General features: G+C 51.1%; 16 protein-coding genes and 1 pseudogene. 12 read left to right on the top strand and 5 right to left on the bottom strand.

The features are described from left to right. Nucleotides 1–65 precede the first annotated feature (65 nt). Nucleotides 66–572: a cache domain-containing protein gene (locus DSCA_RS18535; protein ID WP_155317834.1), complete on the top strand. Its 507-nt coding sequence runs from the start codon at nucleotides 66–68 to the stop codon at nucleotides 570–572. A gap of 1547 nt (nucleotides 573–2119) precedes the next feature. On the opposite strand, the pseudogene DSCA_RS18530 reads toward DSCA_RS18535, so the two are convergent. The 5 genes and pseudogenes from DSCA_RS18530 to DSCA_RS18515 all read right to left on the bottom strand — a co-directional run bounded on the left by DSCA_RS18530 (nucleotide 2120) and on the right by DSCA_RS18515 (nucleotide 9370). Further along, nucleotides 2120–2965, bottom strand: a pseudogene (locus DSCA_RS18530) (CaiB/BaiF CoA transferase family protein). Continuing rightward, nucleotides 2875–3198, bottom strand: a complete 324-nt coding sequence (locus tag DSCA_RS32975; RefSeq protein WP_269434680.1) for a CoA transferase — start codon at nucleotides 3196–3198, stop codon at nucleotides 2875–2877. The pseudogene DSCA_RS18530 and the gene DSCA_RS32975 overlap by 91 nt, the downstream one beginning before the upstream one ends. 249 nt (nucleotides 3199–3447) lie before the next feature. Continuing rightward, nucleotides 3448–5088, bottom strand: coding sequence for an acyl-CoA synthetase (locus tag DSCA_RS18525; protein ID WP_155317833.1), 1641 nt, complete (start codon nucleotides 5086–5088; stop codon nucleotides 3448–3450). A gap of 86 nt (nucleotides 5089–5174) precedes the next feature. Next, on the bottom strand, nucleotides 5175–6404 hold the full coding sequence (locus tag DSCA_RS18520; protein ID WP_231716541.1) for a sodium:solute symporter family protein: 1230 nt from the start codon (nucleotides 6402–6404) through the stop codon (nucleotides 5175–5177). Nucleotides 6405–7261: 857 nt separating this feature from the next. Then, complete coding sequence (locus DSCA_RS18515) at nucleotides 7262–9370, bottom strand: sigma-54-dependent Fis family transcriptional regulator (protein ID WP_155317831.1); 2109 nt, start codon at nucleotides 9368–9370, stop codon at nucleotides 7262–7264. Nucleotides 9371–9714: 344 nt separating this feature from the next. Here DSCA_RS18515 and DSCA_RS18510 point away from each other — a divergent pair, with 344 nt between their 5' ends. The 11 genes from DSCA_RS18510 (at nucleotide 9715) to DSCA_RS18460 (ending at nucleotide 20292) form a co-directional block, all read left to right on the top strand. Continuing rightward, nucleotides 9715–10482, top strand: coding sequence for an SDR family NAD(P)-dependent oxidoreductase (locus DSCA_RS18510; protein WP_155317830.1), 768 nt, complete (start codon nucleotides 9715–9717; stop codon nucleotides 10480–10482). Between the two features lie 18 nt (nucleotides 10483–10500). Next, on the top strand, nucleotides 10501–10728 hold the full coding sequence (locus tag DSCA_RS33290; RefSeq protein ID WP_155317829.1) for an enoyl-CoA hydratase/isomerase family protein: 228 nt from the start codon (nucleotides 10501–10503) through the stop codon (nucleotides 10726–10728). A gap of 150 nt (nucleotides 10729–10878) precedes the next feature. Continuing rightward, entirely contained in the window at nucleotides 10879–11391 is a 513-nt protein-coding gene (locus DSCA_RS18500; RefSeq protein WP_155317828.1) for an enoyl-CoA hydratase-related protein, read from the top strand. Between the two features lie 47 nt (nucleotides 11392–11438). Then, nucleotides 11439–12614: a thiolase C-terminal domain-containing protein gene (locus tag DSCA_RS18495; protein ID WP_155317827.1), complete on the top strand. Its 1176-nt coding sequence runs from the start codon at nucleotides 11439–11441 to the stop codon at nucleotides 12612–12614. Between the two features lie 23 nt (nucleotides 12615–12637). Further along, entirely contained in the window at nucleotides 12638–13048 is a 411-nt protein-coding gene (locus DSCA_RS18490) for a Zn-ribbon domain-containing OB-fold protein (protein ID WP_167527855.1), read from the top strand. Nucleotides 13049–13326: 278 nt separating this feature from the next. Beyond that, nucleotides 13327–14991, top strand: coding sequence for an IS1634 family transposase (locus DSCA_RS18485; RefSeq protein WP_155315006.1), 1665 nt, complete (start codon nucleotides 13327–13329; stop codon nucleotides 14989–14991). Between the two features lie 53 nt (nucleotides 14992–15044). Further along, a complete protein-coding gene (locus DSCA_RS18480) occupies nucleotides 15045–16202 on the top strand; it encodes an acyl-CoA dehydrogenase family protein (protein WP_155317825.1) in 1158 nt (385 codons plus the stop codon). Between the two features lie 83 nt (nucleotides 16203–16285). Further along, nucleotides 16286–16606: a hypothetical protein gene (locus DSCA_RS18475; protein ID WP_231716212.1), complete on the top strand. Its 321-nt coding sequence runs from the start codon at nucleotides 16286–16288 to the stop codon at nucleotides 16604–16606. Between the two features lie 418 nt (nucleotides 16607–17024). Further along, nucleotides 17025–17207 carry a helicase HerA-like domain-containing protein gene (locus DSCA_RS32970; RefSeq protein WP_269434604.1) on the top strand — a complete coding sequence of 61 codons (183 nt, stop codon included), beginning with the start codon at nucleotides 17025–17027 and terminating at the stop codon, nucleotides 17205–17207. A 227-nt stretch (nucleotides 17208–17434) separates the two neighbouring features. Further along, nucleotides 17435–18022 carry a TetR/AcrR family transcriptional regulator gene (locus DSCA_RS18465; protein WP_197904622.1) on the top strand — a complete coding sequence of 196 codons (588 nt, stop codon included), beginning with the start codon at nucleotides 17435–17437 and terminating at the stop codon, nucleotides 18020–18022. 164 nt (nucleotides 18023–18186) lie between these two features. Then, nucleotides 18187–20292 carry an SDR family oxidoreductase gene (locus DSCA_RS18460; protein WP_155317823.1) on the top strand — a complete coding sequence of 702 codons (2106 nt, stop codon included), beginning with the start codon at nucleotides 18187–18189 and terminating at the stop codon, nucleotides 20290–20292. Nucleotides 20293–20308: the final 16 nt, after the last annotated feature.

The raw sequence follows: 20308 nt of genomic DNA, 5'->3' as shown, positions 1-20308 counted from the left end.
TTATAAGTGCGGCACGCAATGTTACGTGCCGGAAACCATACACTACATTATAAAGGAGCCTCAAAATGATGAAATCCATGACAAGATTTTTCCTGGTTTTGGTCATCTTCGCGCAGGCAAGCATTGTCGGCGCCGATGAAACAACTGCAGAGGACGTCTACAATCTGGTTCTCAACGCTTCGAACATGCTCGAAGAGCTAGGTGAGGAGGGATTGACGGCGTTCAACACCGATGGCGAATTTTCCTTGAAGGACACCTATGTGTGGGTGGTCAACTGTGACGAAAAGCGCGTTATTGCCCATCCGAACAACAACTACATTGGTCTTGACCTCACCAAGGTCAAAGACAAGCACAGGGACGAATCCAAGCGTAGGCCTTTCGTTGTGGAGATGTGCGCCGAAAAGGACAATGCCAACGGCGTCTGGGTGGAATACTGGTGGGAAAAACTGGGACAAAGCGAACCGGCCAGGAAGATCAGTTTTATGGTGCAGGTGCCCAACCAGCCTTATCAGGTGACCGCTGGCATCTACAACGATACCATGACGGTGTCGGAATTAAACGGAACCCGTTAGCTTTGCAGGCACTTTAACTATCACATTAGTTTTGTGCGATTTTCGGTATTTGCCCAAGGTCATAGGCTTGGGTTTTTATAACGTAAGCACACAAAATTCAGGGAACCTTTGGCGCACGGGCATCCGGTACACTGAATGATATTCATCGTGTGTCTACACTTTTCGGCTATTTTTGGGGGTGTTTTTCTAAATGAACGAGCTGTTTTTGAGGGTTGATCTTCAACTTATTTAATATGTTATCGCGCCGACCGAAGCTCGGCGCATCTTGCAGGGGGCAAGTCCCTGTCGGGAGGAAGGCCAGTGATGGCTTTTTGTAAGGGTTAGCCACCCACCCGTATCGAGCCTTGGGTCCATGGCGGAGATGCTTTTTGACTATTGTAAGTGCAGGACGTCGAGATAACTCGGCTGGAAACGAGCCGCGACCCGGGATCTACCGGTGCCATTCGCGGAGGTCTCACCCCACTGAATAAGCAATGAGAAGGGGCATCGAACAAGATGGGCCAAACGTAGGCAGAGAATCTTGCAGGCCGTAGGGGAGACCGCGCTCTCTGAATTGCTGGTACAGCTTCGAAAAAGCAATCGAGGACGCCGAGGATTTTAACGGGCGCCGAAGGCAACATAGAAGCATCCGCTTTGGCGAGGATGTGGAGGTCCACCGGAGTCATCAGGCCGTGGCATGTAAGAAGAGATGCGCCGTAGAACTCGGGAAGCCCCATTGTGCTCCTGAGGTAATTCAGGTGGGTCGTCGCAAGGCGGCTATATGCCAATGGGGTGTCTTATCAGGCATAGTACTCGGCGGTTGGGAAAGCCAGCCACACGCAAGTGTCAATGACACCTGCACGGGAAAGGACCTGACGGAAGGACGCAGCCCACAAAGGAAACTCGTGCCGGACATGTAGGGCTGGATAACACGAGCCAACCTCACTGCGGGGAATAGCCACTGGATATTATAACGGGTAACTGTAAAGATCCGCGCGGAAGCGAGTCCAACCAAAGAACCGGATGCGGGAAAACCGCACGTCCGGGGCAGTGTGGGGGGTGCCGGAGGACCGGCGTTCCTATCACGAGACGCAAAAGATATTGGGTAGGCAGAACTTAGCGTTAAACTTGCACATAACTCCTATACAGTACGGAGGGATTTTGAAATGTTGCGATAACAGACTATCAAGTATAGTCCTTGATCCGCATTTCAGTTTTTCAATTCAAATACAGGTCAGAAAAAATTGTAATTTTAAAAAGTCGATATGTAAGCTCGAAATTTCATCACCTAAAATGGGTGTATTAGACCCAAAACAGGCGAGTATTGGAAAACAACTCAATCAAAGCGTCTGGTTGAATATGCAGCCAGGAAGACACTGCCAGTAGTAAAAATGAATGCTTAATACAGACGCACCGGTTTTCTTCTTTCTCATTTTAAGATCACCGATTTTGCTTTTACTGATCGTTTCGCCCCCTTTCTTGGTTTAAGATGGGTTCACAACCGCCCCATGCGGCTGCTGCCCGAGCTTTCGGACTATGTTGCTCAGGGGTTATAGCCGTCAATGAATTCAAATCACATCAGAGCTGTGAAATTTGTGTATTTCGTTTTCATTATAACCAAGCTCCCTTAATACATCCGTTGTACTTTCGCCGAAGCCCACGGGTGGCAAACGCAAAGCGCCTGGAGTTTTGCTGAGTTTGACGGGAACGCCGAAGGCCGTAGTCTTTTTTCCATCTCCATCAGAAAAATCCACGATCATCTCCCTTTCACGCAAAAAACTATACTTTAATACTTCTTTCAATCCATGTACAGGACTGTAGCACACGTCCAATTTCTTCAGCGTCTCATTCCATTGGGCTTGAGTTTTCTGTTTGAAAACCTCTCTAAAGCGCCCAATGATTTGAGGTCTCATCCTTTCATTTAACTGTTCGCAAGCATATTCAGGAAACCCCAAATAATTGCAGAGCTTTTTCCAAAATTTGCTTTCGAGTGCACCGACGGAGATATATTTGTTGTCAGCCGTCTCGTAGGTATTTTAGCAGGCATACTTATGCGAGAGCAGCGACGCTCCCCGTTGGGGGAGAACACCGTCTTCCTGAAAGAAGTGGAGGGCAATCGGTAAAAAGGATGCCATCCCATCTGTCATGGATATATCAATAAACTGGCCCCTGCCGCTTTTAGCGCCGTATAACAGTGCCAGAAGAATACCGATGGCCGCATTCATGCCTCCTGCGGCGAGATCAGCGATTTGAACACCGGGAATACTCGGGCATCGATCCCCTTCGCCCATGAGGTCCAATACCCCGGAATAGCTGAAAAAGTTCACATCATGACCGGCAAAATCCTTTTGGCCACCGGTCTGGCCGTATCCGGTAATGGAGCAGTAGATAATTTCCGGATTGAGTCGGCGCACGGCATCGTCGCCGACTCCCAGTTTTCTGGCCTGGCCACACCGGGCCTAAAGGTTTCTATAATTACATCAGCTTTTTCGGCCAATTTGAAGAAAATCTCTTTACCCATTCCTGTCTTCAGGCTCAAGGTGATATGTTGCTTGTTGCGATAAAGCGGCTTTATGTAAAGTCCGTCATTTTTGTAACGTCGGTCTTCGATTGAAATCACCCTGGCACCGTGGTCCGATAGAATCATGGAACAATACGGGCCAGGCAACAGGCGGGACAGGTCCAGAACCGTGATGCCGTTAAGTGTTCCCTGCATAATAATAAAGTCTCGCTATGTTGGAAGTCAATCGTGTCCTACCGCAATGGGTCCGTTTGTAGTACCGAAAAAAATTTGCGGTTGGATGTCTCTTTTACAAACATCAACAAGAAACAGAATCGAAACATTGCAAAAGCAAATAAACACGAAGGCTCCGCTATTGAGTATTTCTCAATAATCTTAGGTCGCCAGCGCACGCAGCTTAAAGCGCTGGATTTTCCCGCTGGGTGTTTTGGGCAACTCAGCAACAAATTCAATTTCACGGGGATACTGGTGTTTACTTAATATTTTTTTTACAAAAAGCTTAAGTTCTTCGTTAAGCTCCGATGTTGGTTCATAGCCGTTTTTCAACACAACGTACGCCTTTACAATTTCTCCCTTGGACGGATCGGGCTGCCCCACAACAGCGGCTTCCAAAACGGCCTCATGTTCTATGAGAGAGCTTTCTACCTCAAAGGGCCCAATTCTGAACCCGGCGCTGGATATGACGTCATCATCGCGCCCTTCGAACCAAAAATACGCGTCCTCATCCTGCCAAGCAAGGTCGCCAGGCACGAACCAATCCCCCGCAAAAGCGAGTTGGGTCTTCTCCTCATCTTGCCAATAGCCCTTAAAATAGGTTCCGTATTCATTTTTGTTCACCGACATCCTGGACGGCTCTTTGCCATCACACTCGTTTCCTTCAGAATCGAGAAGCGCTATACGATGCCATGGCACCGGAAATCCCATGGAACCGGGCTTGATTTCCATATCGCAGCAGTTGTAATTGCACACAACCATACCCGATTCGGTATAACCGTAATGGTCACTGATGGGAACGCCGAGATTATTGATAGCCCATTTTACCGTATCGGCGTTAAGGGGCTCTCCCGCGCTGCTAAGCACCCTTATATTGAGGTTGTACTGCTGGCGTAGCTCTTTACCGGCGGCTGCCAGGGCTCTAAATGCGGTCGGCGCATACGCAAGATTGGAGATCTTGTGTTTTTCCATTAATTGGTAGCAACGTTCTGGAGTGAAGAGGCCCTCTTGCACGAGAATCGAGTTTCCTATCGTCAGCGGAGCAAAGGAATTCAGCAGTCCGTAGGCCCATGCGGGATCGGCAGCACACCAGAAAGAATCTTCCGGCCGCAGCCAGATGGCATATCGTAGGTAGGGTACGTGGAAGATAAAAAATTTATAAGACAACATCGCCCCCTTGGGCATGCCGGTTGAGCCTGAGGTAAACAAAATAATGGCCAGGTCGTCAGGTAAAACCGTTGCCTTTTCCGCCTTTGCGGTTGTACCCTTTAAGGCTTCATGAAAATCGATATCGCCCTGCCGCAGCGTCTCTTTTTTCGGCTGAACTACAAAAATGTGTTCTAACCCTTTTATTTTATCATCGACATTATCCCGAAAATTGCTGTGGGCAATCAAAAATCGTGTCTGGCTGTGTTCGATGCGGTGGGCAACGGCTTCAGGCCCGAATGCCGTAAACAAAGGCACATAAACAGCCCCAATTTTCCATATCCCTAAAAGCGAAGCATATAGCTCGGGAACGCGTGGCATCAAAGTGGCGACTCGATCGCCCCGGCGCACACCCTGCTCATAAAGCATGTTGGCCACCTGATCGGAAAGCTGGCTCAGTTCCTGGTGGGTGATCCTTCGAGCTTCGCCGCTGACGCCTTCCCAGTTAATCGCCACCTTGTCCGTACCGGCAAAGCGATCGCACGCTTCATAGGCATAGTTGAAACCTTTGGAAATATCCTTGCTGAACACCGAAAGCTCTTTTTCCCAGTTGAAATCGGCAGATAGTTGGCTAAAGCTAACCTTGTTGTCATACATTGGTTTTCCTCCTATATTTTCGGTCTGTTTATAATGATGCAGTCCTTAATGGTCTTTCATGAATTTTTTTCTCTTTCTCGAAGAGGTTATTGCTCAGGCCGCAGTTCGACGGCGTATTCCTGAACAACCTCATCCTCTTTGTGAGAAGTTAGCAGGCTCACAACGATGAACAGAATGAAACTGATGCACACCCAGTACACCTGGTGTGGGGTCACAATCTTTTCCGTTCCACTTAAAAAGAAGTAATGATAACTTCCCAGGCTATATTTCGCGTATAGCCCGGAAAAAGTGGTACTTACGGACATTGAGATTATGGTGGCCATGGCGGCGGCGGCGGTGGTTGCCCGATCCCACCAAATACCCAGAACGAGCGGAGGGCCGATGGCGCTCAGCAGAAGGACGAAGGCGAACCCGGAGATATCGATGATCAACGCAGGGGGCTTAAAGGCCACAAACATGCAAACCAGCAATACGATAGTCGTCATCAGGCGCGTCACCTGTGCGGGTTTATCCTCAGCCCATTTGCTACCGAACACTTTTCCCATGATGTCCCGCCCCAAGATCACGTTGAGCACCATGGTCCATCCGGAGGCGGTGGCCATGGCGATGGCGATTCCACCGGCTGCGACCACGGCGAGCAAGAATGAGCTATGCTGCGACTCAACAGCTGTGATCATGGAATAGTCCAGGACAGTTATCGATCCGATGCCGTAAGATTCCCGCAACGCCTTCAGCACCACCATGGCGTTATTGCTCCCCTTGGTTTGCATGAGCGGGTGCGTTCCTTCAATCAATACCCTGGCCCCCGTACCGATGATAATCAGGCCACAGTACATCAGGCCGCCGATGGCTACGGCCCAGAAAACGCTTCGGCGCGCGGATTTGATATCCTGAGTGGTGAAAAAGCGCACGACGGTATAAGGCATCACCGAAAAACCGAAGTGCCAGACAAAAAAGAAACCGATCACCCCGGTCCAGGAAGCCATGAGCGCATGAGCCGTTTTGGCGGACGTATAAGGCATGTTAAAAGAAGCGGGGTTGGCGGAGGAGACTGCTTCCGTCAAAACGTTGATCCCGCCGAAGTGGGCAATTATGTAGGCTGCGGCCATTAGAGAGGCCACGGTCATGGCGATCCCCTGAAAGGCGGTGGAATAGGTTGTGGCCACCATCCCACCGTAATAAATATAGACATAAATGATCAGCGCTGACAACACGATGGCAATCGTGAAATTGAGCTTTAAGATGGCCACCAGGAACAGCGCGGTGCCGATGATGGACAACACGATATACGCTATCCCCCAGATGGTGGTGGGAATGCCGGCGATCAGCCGAGTCCATTTTGTAGCGTAACGGTCCGCATAGTAGTCCGTAAAGGAGGTGGCGCATATTTACGTATCGGCGCCGCGGTAATCAATGTTGCGATGGGCATTCCGCCGATCAAGCCCACGAGCGTCCATCAGAACGGATACCCCAAGATGAAGATAATGATACCAAAGTATAATGGCGCTGCAACAATCACGATCAGTGGGATCCCATTAGGTTACCTCCTTTCCCGCAAGTTTTTCTTCCCTTTTCTCTTCTAAACGATAAAACAGAAAAGCGGCGAACAGGTTGACCAGCCATAGGCCCAGAATCCAATTGTAAAGATAGGCGGCTGGTAGAGACCGTCCACGTTTGCCAACGGCAACCCCGGAATACGCATCTCAAGAAAAATGAGCATAAAGGCCCAACCGTACATGATCAGCATTCCTACCCAAAAACAAGTGGCATTCCCCGAAACATAGCTCCACCTCCGCTATTGATTTATGAAATAACAAACCTTCGACTATTGAATTTAGCCCAGCAAGCGACGTGCCAATCTTTATCATTTTGATATTACACATATTTTAATTTTCTTCAGCGACATAGAGAGTAAGCCATACAGGACAGGTGTCCGGCAATGAGGACAGGTGTCCGGTTCGACAAGTCATACGAATCGAAAGGGATGCTATGCGTGCCGAAAGCATGTCCCTGCAGCAAGCGGAAGGCTCCGCCTCAACGCGGCATGCCCCGCCAAGAGGGGAACAAAAATTAAAGGTTGTACTCGTTCTGGTGGGAGAGTGCTTCAGGGAACATCAACAGGGAGGATAATCCTTATTTAAGAACTGCTTACTGGGCAATCCTCAACACGGCTTTACAAACCTACTCGGTTCATTTTCGCATATAACCATGATCTGCTAATACCCAGTATCCTTGCAGCTTTTGCCTTATTGCCGCCGGCCTGTTCCAATGCGGTGAGGATCACTTCTCTTTCATGTTGATCGCGGCTTTTGATCAATAGCTTGTCGGCTGATGTGGATCTATCCCTGGAAGTCCTTTTTCCGGGTTGCTCTTTAAGATAAGGCGGAAGGTCTCCAACATCGACTTTTTCCGACCTTGCCAGATTGGCAATGCGCTCCACAACGTTTTCCAGTTCGCGGATATTGCCCGGCCAATGGTGTGCATCAAGTATCTCGCGGACATTTTTTGAAACCTTACGGATGCTTGTCCCGAAAATACGGTTGTATTTTTCCAGAAAGAAGTGAAAAAGCAGCTGGGCGTCACCGGCTCTATCCCTGAGCGGAGGGATGTGTAAGTTGATCACATTTAGCCGATAATACAAATCGGAACGAAATCGTCCTTCGCTTACCAATCGTTCCAGATCATGGTTAGTGGCTGCTATGATGCGCGGGTCTACGTGAGTGGTTTTATCGGAACCCAGGGGTTCGAAACTTTTTTCCTGAAGAACCCGCAATAGCTTGCTTTGCAGGCTCAGGGACATATCTCCGATTTCATCCAGAAATAAGGTGCCACCGTCGGCTAGAACCATTTTACCTTTTCTTCCCTTGTTTTGTGCTCCGGTAAATGCGCCGGGTACATAACCGAAAAATTCGGATTCCAGCAGGTTGTCCGGAATTGCGGCGCAATTGACTTTTACGAGCAGGCCTTTACTGCAAAAGCCGGTCTCATGAATCGCCTGGGCAATGAGTTCTTTCCCTGTGCCGCTTTCTCCGGTGATGAGAATGTTAGATGGTCTCTTGGCGACGACGCCGGCTTCTTCTTTGATCCGCTTCAATTCTGGGTCCGAAGTAACGATTCGATCGAACCCGAAGCGTCCTTCTTGATTGTCGCGGATTTTGTTTTGGTACAACGCCCGTTGATGACCCAGATCTTCCAGCTTTCTCGCAAGATCGCGGACCTCCTCAAGATGTCGAAATAAAATTTTACCGACAGCACCGATTACACGGCCCTCCCGCATGATCGGCAGGCTGGATACGGCATAGGGAGTTCCGCCGATAAATTGCAATTGGTTGATTTCCGCCACACCAGTTTGAGCAACCACATGAAGCCGCGTATTTTCTATAACCTTGTCTACCGGCCGCCCGATCATCTTCTTGCTAGGAATTCGGAAAAAATCTTCAGCCGCGCGATTAACCATGGAAATCGTTCCATTGGCGTCCACCACGACAATTCCGTCGTAGGCAATTTCCATGATCGAGTCCAGCGTCTTGTAGAGTTTGGTTACACTCTCCAGCTTCGAGGAGATCTGATCAATATCCGTTGTGTCTTGGAAAACAATCACTGCGCCGCTGATTTGGGAATCGCTGATAATCGGCGTTACGTTACACAGCAGGGCTGAACAGTCAACGGTCTGCTTAATGCCGATAAATACATTGCCTTTCGTAAGCACGTCACCAAGATGCAAATTTCTGAGCAGGGAATCCACTGGCTTCCTCTTGATCCGGGAAAACTTGACGGAAAGCATCTTCTCGGCCGCCGCGTTGACGGTGGTGACAAATCCGTCGGAATCTACGACTAACAACCCGTTATGCATGGTGTCGAGAATTGCACGCAACCGGCTGTTGAGCAATTCCTCCTGATGAAACATCGCCATGATCCAGCCTGCTTTGGTGAAAATGCCGGTTACTTTGCCGTTTCTATCGAGAACGATGGCGGTTCCGGTTTGACTTTTGCGAACGGTTTGCGAAGCGTCTTCATAGGACATTTCTTTTTGCAATGTAATAATGTCCTTTTTTCTAAAAAGGCCTTTAATCAGGGTGTTCGGAGGCAATCCACCAGACACGGCGTCATAAATATTGGCCTTGGTCATAATCCCAAGCAGGCGACCGTCCTCCTTGCGGGTTACAGGAAGAACGTCCAGCTTGATTGAACGCATGAGCTCGGCTGCTTTCTGCAGATCGTCTTCCGGCGAAAGCGTTTCAAACGACTTGCGCATAATATTTTCAATCGACATTGTTTTCATGACATTCTTCTTTTCCACTTTCTTGATCAACGCCAAAAATGTTTAAGCCGTTGGGTGTTGTTCCCAAAGCACTTTCGAAAATATGATGTTCGTATGTCCTTTTTAGAGGACATGTGTCCTGTATCGGTAGCAGGTTTGAAATTCTATTGAAAGCATAATTTATGCGATTTTAATTGCTTATTATTGTGGCACACCTATTGCTGCCATAGATGCACAGACCGGCAGATGGTTACGGTCGGCACCACTTCAGACGTTATGAATCAACGGACTTTCTCACGGTGGAATGACCCGTCGGCTGAAACGGGGTGAATAAACAAACAGCTCATAAAAAAGGATGGCGAGACATGAAAATAAGGGATCATGTAGCGATTATTACCGGTGGCGCTTCGGGTTTGGGCGAAGCGTGTGTGCGCGGATTTGTTGATGAAGGCGCCAAGGTAGCCATACTGGATTTCGATGAGAACAGAGGACGGCAAATCGCCTCGGATTTGGGTGCGGCGACCATGTTCTGTAAAGCCGATGTGACCGATGAAAACCATGTGGCAACGGCAATTAATCAAGCCCTTGAGAGATTCGGCGGCATACATTTCGCCGTTAATTGCGCTGGCGTTGTCATCCCTGCCAAGGTCCTCAGCAAAGGCAATCCAATGTCCATAAGCAGTTTTTCTAAAGTCGTCAACATCAACCTCATGGGCACCATGAATATCATCCGGCTGGCCGCTGAAAAAATGGTTTTTAACGCGCCCAATGACGATGGTGAAAAAGGTGTTGTGATCAATACGGCCTCGGTAGCTGCCTTTGAAGGCCAAATCGGACAAGCGGCCTACGCGGCTTCCAAGGCAGGCGTAGTCGGTATGACACTTCCCATTGCACGGGAGTTTGCCGACTATGGGATTCGCGTGATGACCATTGCGCCGGGCTTGTTCGAAACACCGATGCTGGCCGGACTTCCCGAAAAAGCCAAAACTGCATTGATCAAAATGGTTCCCTTCCCCAAACGGCTTGGCAAATCTTCTGAATTTGCGCAGCTCGCCATGCACATAATCGACAACCCGCAATTAAACGGCGAGACCATAAGACTGGATTCGGCCATACGCATGGCCGCTCGCTAAGTGTTTTAAAAGGAAAGAATGGAAACGGTGAACTTTAACACCATTGTCTGCGGAAAAGATGAGGGCATTGGGATCATTACGTTAAACAGACCCCAGAAAATGAATGCCCTGAACAGTGAATTGGTAAAAGAGTTGCACCGGCATTTGATGAAATGGCCGGAGTGGAGGCCCTTGCGGCGATTATTATCCGCGGTAGTGAAAAGGTTTTTGCCGCCGGTGCGGACATCAAGGAAATCGGACGGATAACCTCGCCGGTTGAGGTGCATCGGTTTATCATCCGGGTGCACGCGCTGTTTAATCTCTTGGGGTTAAAATCCCCGAAGCTTTGCTTCGAATAGCTAACAGATGCAGTTAGAGTTGCTTTGATACCCCGTCAGCTCTGCTGCGGGGTAGTTCATTACCATCGAATCCTTTCCCGTGCCGGTCATTGCCGCTATCAGCGGTCTGGCGCTTGGGGGCGGGGGCGAATTGGCACTAGCGTGGGATATCCGCATTGCCTCGGAAACCGCAGTTTTCGGACAGCCCGAAATTAATATCGGTGTCATCCCCGGGGGAGGAGGGACTCAACGGATTCCAAGACTCATGGGGATCGGGAAAGCAAAAGAACTAATGTATACCGGTGATTCCATCGAAACGCATGAAGCCCATCGCATTGGGTTGGTGAATAAGGTCGTAGCGACAGCATCTTTGATAGATACTGCCAAAGAAATGGCCGCTATATTCTCCTCAAAACCGGCCTTCGCGCTAAAGATGACCAAAATGGCCATCAACGATGGCATCAACATGGATATTCGCTCAGCGCTAGCGTACGAAGCTCGGTGCTTTGAGTGGCTTTTCGCCACACACGACCAGAAAGAGGGCATGGCGGCTTTTATTGAAAAGCGAAAACCGGAATTTATCGGCCAATAATCGGCCAGTTACAAAATTTATGCTGAAATTAGCAAAGGGGAAAAACAATGAGAAGAGTTGCCGTTGTGGGCATAGGCCACACCCAATTCGTTTCCGGCTCACCCAAAACACAGCTTGAGCTGTTGTCCGAGGCGTCCATGGACGCCATCAACCGCTCAAATTTGAAACCCAAGGACATTCAGGCGATTTTCTGCGGGAATGTATTGGGTGACTTTTCCGAAGGGCAGGGCATGATTCAGTCCTATCTTGCGGATAACATCGGTTGCTTTAATGTTCCAGCCAGCCGTTTTGAGGGGGCTTGCGCCTCGGCAACCATGGCCATCCGTGACGCATATATGTGGGTGGCATCAGGTGCCTACGATATCGTTTTAGCAGGGGGCGTTGAAAAGGCCACGGCCATGGGGACGGCGTTGGCCACCCGGACCTTTGCCATGTTTCACGACGCCCGCTACGAATACCCGGCCGGATTCACGTTTCCTTCGTTTTTCGCAATGCTCACACATCTTTACGCCTCCAGGCACGGAATTGCGTTAAAGAAGCTCAAAGAGCAGATGGCGATGGTTTCGGTGCAATCCCACGAATACGGTATTCGCAATCCTCACGCCCAGTTCCAAAAAGAGATCACCGTGGATAAGGTACTAAATGGTTTTATGGTAACGACGCCGTTGCAGTTGCTAGACTGTTGTCCTTTTTCCGATGGTGCGGCGTCTTTGGTATTGGCCTCGGAGGAAGTCGCAAAAAAACTAACGGATAAACCCGTTTATATCGCCGGTGTGGGCCAGGCCTCATCTGGTAAGCTCAGCTCGCAATATAAGTATCTGCCGCGATTGAGGGCCCGCGAAATATCGGTCAAGCAAGCCTACGACATGGCCGGTGTCGGCCCCGATGATATCGATGTGTGTGAACTTCACGATTGTTTCAGTATCGCCAGCATTATTGCCGCGGAGAGCCTTGGTTTTGCCGATTTCGGCAAGGGCGGCGAGCTTTGGGAAAATGGGGGAACCCGCATCGGTGGTAAGATCCCCATCAACATTTCCGGCGGTCTGAAATCCAAAGGCCATCCCATCGGCGCCACAGGCGCATCCCAGGTCTATGAAATCGTCCGCCAATTGAGAGGAGATCTGGTGGACCAGGGAAGACAAGTGGAAGGCGCCAAGGTAGGACTCGTGGATACACTGGGCGGAGACGGTGTAATCGTGAACCTGGTTCTAAAATCAGAGTAAACAACAAACGGAGACCGATGAACATGGAACAGACACTTGATTTTCAAACTTATAGCAACGCCTTGAAAAAAAATAAGTTGCTGGGGCTGCGATGCGCTGGTTGCGACACGATTACCTGCCCGCCGAAAATGACCTGCCAGGAGTGCGCCGAAACGGATCTTTCTGTCGTCGAGATGACCGGCGTCGGTAGAATTGTAACCTTTACCACGACCTATGTTGCCCCCATGGGCCGGGAAGTGGAAGCGCCTTACACCATCGTCATGGTCGAACTTGATGAAGGCCCGTGGATCGCAGGGAACCTGGTGGGCATCGATCCGGCTGAAGCCGATATGAGTTTGATCGGCAGGCGGGTGAGACTCGGCCACAAGGTGTTTCCCGGAGACCGATACTCTGCCGGTGATGCGGCAAGGCCCCTGTTCAGCTTTGATGAGTAGAATAACAGGCGCTTCAAATTTCATGCAAATGTTGAATTCTTAGCTTTCGATATTCAGCGCGTATACTCTGCTGGACAAATAAACCCCTTAAAAAGGTGACTATATCTTACATTCCGCACCCGTGAGAATCGATTTTAGGAAATTTTTTATCGTTCAAAAATAACCACATAGGCGATTTAACATATTGTATTTACTGTAAAATAAAAATACCTAGACATTTCAACTAGTTGCTGGTACGTTACCCCCAATCTTGACAACAACAGTTCAAAGGAGGGGACATGCCACCGCTTGACACTGAAAGTTTGACCATCACCGAGGTCAGGCATCTGCCGATCGTCAAGGCTTATGCACAAAAAATCGGTCTGGTGGAGACCATCGACCGGATGGTCGGTTCTCAAATGGAATTGAGCCCCGGCATGGCTGTATTCGGCATGGTGCTCGACACCCTTTCGGGACGGACACCGCTTTACCGTCTGACCGAATTTTTTGAAGAAAAGGATACGGAGCTTCTCCTGGGCACCGCTATCGAACCGGAACGCTTTTGCGATACCAACTTGGGCCGGTCCATGGATCAGATTTTCGAGACCGGTACCCAGAAGGTGTTTTCTCAGATCGCGCAGAATGCATTGACAGTTTTTGCCGTCGATCCGCGACGACTGCATTTCGATACGACCTCCGTGAGTGTATTCGGCGATTACCATCTGGTTGATCCACCGTTTGAGATCACCTATGGTTACAGCAAGGACAAACGACCGGACCTCAAACAGTTTCTGGTATCGATGCTGTGTGTCGACCGCAACATCCCCATTTTGGGGACCACGACGGACGGCAACGCTTCGGACAAGACCTTGAACAACGAACTGCTGACCAATATCTCCGCATACATGGCCAGACACGGGCTTGAACCGGGCGCGTACGTCTATGTGGCCGACTCTGCATTTGTCACCGAGGACAATCTGAAGAAAGCCGACAGGCGTCAGACCTGGTTTCTGACCCGCCTGCCGGCGACCTACAAAGAGTGCGGCCGGATCATTCGTGAAGCCGTGGCCGCCGATGACTGGATCGACATCGGCCGCCTGGCCGAAGAACGCGACCGCCCCAATCGCTCAGTTGCCCGCTATCGGGCCTATGACGGCACCGTCGAGCTTTACGGAAAAACCTACCGGGCGATCGTCGTGCATTCCAGCGCGCATGACAAGCGGCGTCATAAACGCATCGATCGCATGTTGAAACAGGACCGCAAGCAGCTTGAAAAAGACTGCAAAAAGCTCGCGGACACCGTGTACTATTGTCAGGCCGATGCGCAGGTCGCGTTAGACAAACTGATTCGTCAATCCGCGTCCAGCTACCACCGGCTTCAAGCTGGTGTTGAAAAAATCCCCAAATACGGTCGCGGCCGGCCTGCGGCCGGTAAGCCCCGAAAGGTTTTGCGCTACGAATATCGCGTAACGGCGACGGTTGTGGAAGCCCCGCAAAAAGTGCAACCGCTCAGGGAAGAAGCCGGTTGCTTTGTCCTGTTGACGAATCTTTTGGACCAACAAGGCGACTGGTCCGCCCCGGAACTGCTCTCCCTTTACAAGAGCCAGATCGGCATCGAGAAGAACTTCAGCTTCCTGAAGGACCCGGCCATCGTAAACAGCATTTTTCTGAAAAAGGCCCAGCGGATCGAAGTGTTGGGCCTGGTATTGCTGATCTCCCTTTTGATCTGGCGTTTGATGGAGCGTTCCATGCGCCAGTATGTCGAGACCAATGACTGTGAGTTGCCCGGTTGGGTGCGACGCAAAACCAGAAAGCCGACCAGCTTTATGATGACGACCAAGTTCTCTTCAATCATGGTCGTTTCCATCGGGAACCACAGACAGTTGGCAAAACCATTGAAAGCTGTTCAGCTTGAGTATTTGAAAGCGCTTGGCGTCACAACTGACACATTCACAGCCCCATAAAGCGATGAAAAATAGTCGAATCGTTGCTGCTTGGGGTGCGGAATGTACGCTATATGTATTTTGAACTCACAAAAGAACAAAAAATGATCCGGGATGAAGTCCGCCATTTTGCTCAGAAGGAGATAGCGCCACGGGCCGAGGAAATGGAAAGAACCGGAGAATACCCTTACGATCTAATGGATAAGATGGCGGAACTCGGATTGATGGGGATCCCTTTTCCGGAAGAGTATGGCGGAATGGGTGGTGATTGGGTGAGCACCCACCTGTGCATCGAGGAAATATCTAAAGCTGACATTACTTTGGGTGCCATGCTGGACGTGACAACTAGCGTTGTTGCCCAGGAACTCTTTGTCTTTGGAACCGAAGAACAAAAACAGAAATGGCTGATACCTATTGCCGAAGGAAAAAAAATCGGCGCCTTTGGCCTGACAGAACCGGATTCAGGCTCCGATGCGGGCTCTTTGAGCACGACTGCGGAGTTAAAAGGGGACGAATGGGTGTTAAACGGCACCAAGCAATTCATCACCAATATCGGACTTGATAATGCCTCGGTGGTCCTTGTGGCTGCAAGGGTTAAGGAAGATGACCTAAAGGATGTCATATCGACTTTTATCGTTCCCAAAGATGCGCCGGGCTTTAAACTGGGTGAACGGTATCGAAAAATCACCTGGCATGCATCAGCGACCCATGAAGTGATATTATCCGATTGCAGGATTCCCAAAGAAAATCTGCTGGGAGACCTCAAACGCGGCTTTGCCCAGCACTTAGCCGTCCTTGAAACCGGCAGGATCAGCATCGCCGCTGTGGCTGTAGGAGTGGCTCAGGCTTGTCTAAATGAGGCTTTGAAATATGCCCAGGGACGGCACCAGTTCGGCAAGCCTATTTTCAACTTTCAATCTATCCAATTTAAACTGGCGGATATGGCTGTATCGATCGAATTGGCTAGAAATCAGGTCATAAAAGCAGCCTGGCTTAAAGATCTTGGGAAAAAGCACAGTTTTGAGGCCACCGTAGCCAAGCTGTATGCTACGGAAATGTTAGAGAAAGTGGCCACTGATGCCGTACAGATCCACGGCGGGTACGGATATATGGAGGAATATCCGGTATCGCGTTATTACCAAGGGGCCAAACTTTTGCAGATCGTCGAAGGCACATCTGAAATTCAGCGTATGATCATTGGCAGAATGCTGGCCAAGGGATCATTGTCCTGACGTGTTTGAGATTTGTAAAATCATGATTTAGGGCTACACGGATGTGCCCGGTATCCCCCTAATATGAAAATAAGAGGCAAAACATGGAGATTCTGGTATGTGTCAAACGGGTTCCCGATACCGCGGAAAACGAAATCGAGGTCAACAGTGACGGCAGCGATATCGAACGCGACGATCTGGTGTATTCGGTCAACGAATGGGACAACTACGCAGTGGAAGAGGCCATCCAGATCCGCGACAACGTGGGCGGCAGCGTCACCGTGGTCACCGTGGGCGACGACAACGGCCTGCTGCTTTGTGACGACGCCTTCGAGGGGGCCGATGGCCGTGGCGTGGCCACCCTGCTCAAGGCCGCCGTGGAAAAAGGCAACTACGATTGGAGGGGTGGGGTCGCACCAAATTAACCAATTGCCATGATAGAAGAAAGTAGTCAAAACCGGCCTCATAAATAGCCTTAGACCCTCTATTTTGGGCCAAAAACCATTGAGGCGTGTCTCCGAGCGCGAGGAGCGATACAGCAAAAGCATTGCCATTGGGAGACAATCATTTGTCGAAACTGTGCAAGCGAAGATGGGCATCAAAGCAGTCGGCCGGAGGAGGCATGAAAGCCGTAGCGATGCATATGAATTGCGGGAAACGGTGGAGCGTTATGGACGTGAGAATTCGTAAGATTATTCACTCAGGTCGATTGCATTCGATTTGGAAGGCGGAGTATAGATCTGAATGATCTAATATCTTTAAAGTCGATTTTTTGGGGTTAAAATATAAGGTTTAAGGGTGATTTAAGGGCCTTAAAAATGAGGAAAAGATTGTAATTATGGTGTGTTAATTTGGTGCGACCCCATTCCGATACAGCTGGGCGACTTGCTGTGGGGCACCAAACGCCGTCAGGGCTTGGTGGAAAGCATGGCCAAACAGGCCGCGCGAACCATCGGCAGCCAGATTGGTCGGCAGATCCTTCGCGGCGTGTTAGGTGGCATCTTCGGCAAAACGCCCGGTCGTTGACAGCAGGCCGCTGGCTGACGCCGTGATGCCGCGTTCGTCAAGCACTGTCCGACGAGCGCATACTGGAAAACAACGGGATCGCCCCTTCGACCGTCACCCATATTTTTTTCCTTGACAACCTCTGAATTTTCAGGATAGAGCATGTCCATCAAATGATGGAATTAAAAGATTGAATCGGTTTGCCTATGTCATCATCCCTTGAAAAAGCACGTCAAGATCCAAACTCCATGAAAGCGCGCATCCTCGGTGCGGCTCGAAAACTGTTCGGTGAGTACGGGTTCCACGGAGCCACCACGCGAATGCTGGCACGGGAGGTGGGGATCGACATATCAACCCTCCACTACCACTGGGGTGACAAACAGAATCTCTACGAAGCGGTGACCACGGACATCAACGACGAGATCGGAAAGAAGCTGATTGAGGTCGAGAAAAAGGTTCGCGGGAAATCCATGCGGACCCGGCTGGAGGTCGCCATCGATGTGATGAGCGACTACTTTTTCGACTATCCGGAAGCCTCCAATCTGATCCTGTTCAGCAACTTCAGCAAAACCCGTCCCGACGAAATCATGGACCGCACCATGAGCATTTACACCAGCAACATCGCCCTCGCCATGGGGCTGGCGCCCAACAAGGAGGATGTCTCCCCCCAGGCCAACGCCCGAGTGCTGGCGGTCTCGAACGCTATCATGAACTTTACCTCGGGTGAGCACCTTTTCCGCCCCATGCTCAACGTGGACCGGAAGGCCTATATCGAAGTGGTCAAGGAGACGCTCAAATTTATTCTGATCCCGGCTTTCGCCAAAAACGAGTCGTGATGCGGCCATGAGCACCCTTTACGCAAGGGTTTGACTCATATCGGCATGGACCGGCCGTTCGACCGTCTTTTTAGACACTGGCGTGTTGGTTTAAACTTAAATCCATCAACTGATGGAATATATTGATGGATGTCTGCAAATCCTAATTATTGAAGGAGGGTCTTATGGCGTTGAACATGGATGCGATCGGCAAAAAAATTGGTCCCATGACCAAAGACTACAGCTGGAAGGATACTGTGCTGTACGCCCTTGGCGTGGGCGCTGGTTTTTCCGACCTCGACTACTGTTATGAAAAAGACCTGAAGGTCATCCCCAGCTTCTCCATTGCGGCCATCTTCGATTTCCTCTCACAGGTCGGCATCGAGTCCGGGGTTAACCTCGCAGGCATTCTGCACGGTGAACAGGAGCTTATTTTTCACAACCCCATCCCGCCCGAGGGGACCCTCAGAACCGAAGGCGCCGTGACCCACTACTACGACAAGGGGAAAGGCAAGGGCGCTCTCATCGTGGGCGAGAGCGACACCTATCACTCCAACGGGCAGAAACTCTTTACCAGCGTCATGACTGTTTTCGGACGCCTGGACGGCGGGTTCGGCGGCGAGAACGCCCCAAAAAAAGAAATCACCTTTCCGGACCGGGATCCCGATTTCGTGGTGGCCGCGGCCCCCGCACCGGATCAGCCCCTCCTCTACCGCCTCTCTGGGGATGTGTTCCAGCTCCACGTGGACAACGAATTTGCCAAAGTATCCGGATTCGAAAAGCCGATCATGCACGGCCTCTGCACCCACGGCTTCGCCTGTCGCGCCCTCATCGCGTCCCTGATCCCCGGCTTCCCGGAAAAGGCCCGACGCATGGCGTGCCGTTTTTCCAGTCCCCTATACCCGGGGGATCCCATCGAGACCCGGATTTGGAAAACCGAAGAGGGAAAAGCCGCCTGGCGGGTAGTCAACGCCAAAACCGGGGATACCGTCATCGACAATGGAGAGTTCGATTACGGTGAGATCCCCAAGGATGAGATTCGGTTTGACGGCAAGGTGGCCGTTATCACCGGCGCGGGTGCGGGATTGGGCCGAATCTATGCACTGGAACTGGCCAGACGGGGTGCCAAGGTAGTGGTCAACGATCTTGGCGGCGCCCGGGACGGCTCGGGAGAGGGTTCCCCGACACCGGCCCAAAAGGTGGTTAACGAGATCACGGCACTGGGCGGAGAAGCCGTTGCCAACTACGACAACGTGGCCACCGTCGAGGGAGGCGAGAACATCATCATGACCGCCCTGGAGTCCTTCGGCACTGTTGACATCCTCATCAACAACGCGGGCATCCTCAGGGACAAGAGCTTCTTCAAGATGGAGCCCGAAAACTGGCAGGCCGTTCTGGACGTCCACCTTCACGGGGCCTTCAACGTCACCCGGCCCGCCTTCAAGGTGATGAAGCAAAACGGCTACGGGCGAATCCTCATGACCACATCGGCCGCCGGACTCTACGGCAATTTCGGCCAGACCAATTACTCGGCCGCCAAGATGGCGCTGGTGGGGTTCATGAACACCCTCAAGATCGAAGGCGGCAAATACGGCATCAAGGTCAACACGGTGGCCCCCATCGCGGCCAGCCGCCTCACCGAGGACATCCTGCCTCCGGCGCTGATGGAAAAATCCAACCCTGGATTCGTGGCTCCCCTGGTGCTCTATCTCTCCTCGGACCGGTGTCCGGTGAGCGGCAACATCTACAACGCCGGCATGGGCTTCTTCAACCGGGCCGCAGTGGTTACCGGGCCCGGGACCGTCCTCGGCGGCCAGGCCGTCCCCACCCCTGAGGATCTTCTAAAGCAATGGGACAAGGTGACCACACTGGAGGGCGGCAAAGAATACAGCCAGCTCAACGACCTGGTGGGCGACATCATGGGCGCCTTCGCTACACCCTCGGACGACAAAGGCAAGGAGACGGCCGGGATCCGGTCGGTGGCCGAGGTGTTCGCGGCCATGTCCAAAGCCTTTGCGGCCGATGCCGCTGTCGGCGTTGACGTGGTTTTCCAGTACAACATTTCGGGCAGCGACGGTGGCGACTGGACCTGCGTGATCAAGGACGGGACCTGTGCCATCGAAGCCGGCAATCACGAGAGCCCGGCGTGCACCCTCAAGATGGCCGACGCCGATTTCCTGTCCATGATGAACGGTACCCTCCCGGCCATGCAGGCGTTTACCTCCGGCAAGCTGCAAATCACCGGCGACGTGATGAAATCCCAGCTGATCGAGAAGCTGTTCAAAATGTAACCCGGCAAAAAAAAGG

It is taken from the genome of Desulfosarcina alkanivorans (genome assembly GCF_009688945.1).
In the GTDB taxonomy this organism is placed as follows: domain Bacteria; phylum Desulfobacterota; class Desulfobacteria; order Desulfobacterales; family Desulfosarcinaceae; genus Desulfosarcina; species Desulfosarcina alkanivorans.
Note: the sequence above shows the minus strand (reverse complement) of the source record. Positions and strands in the feature narration are given on the sequence as shown.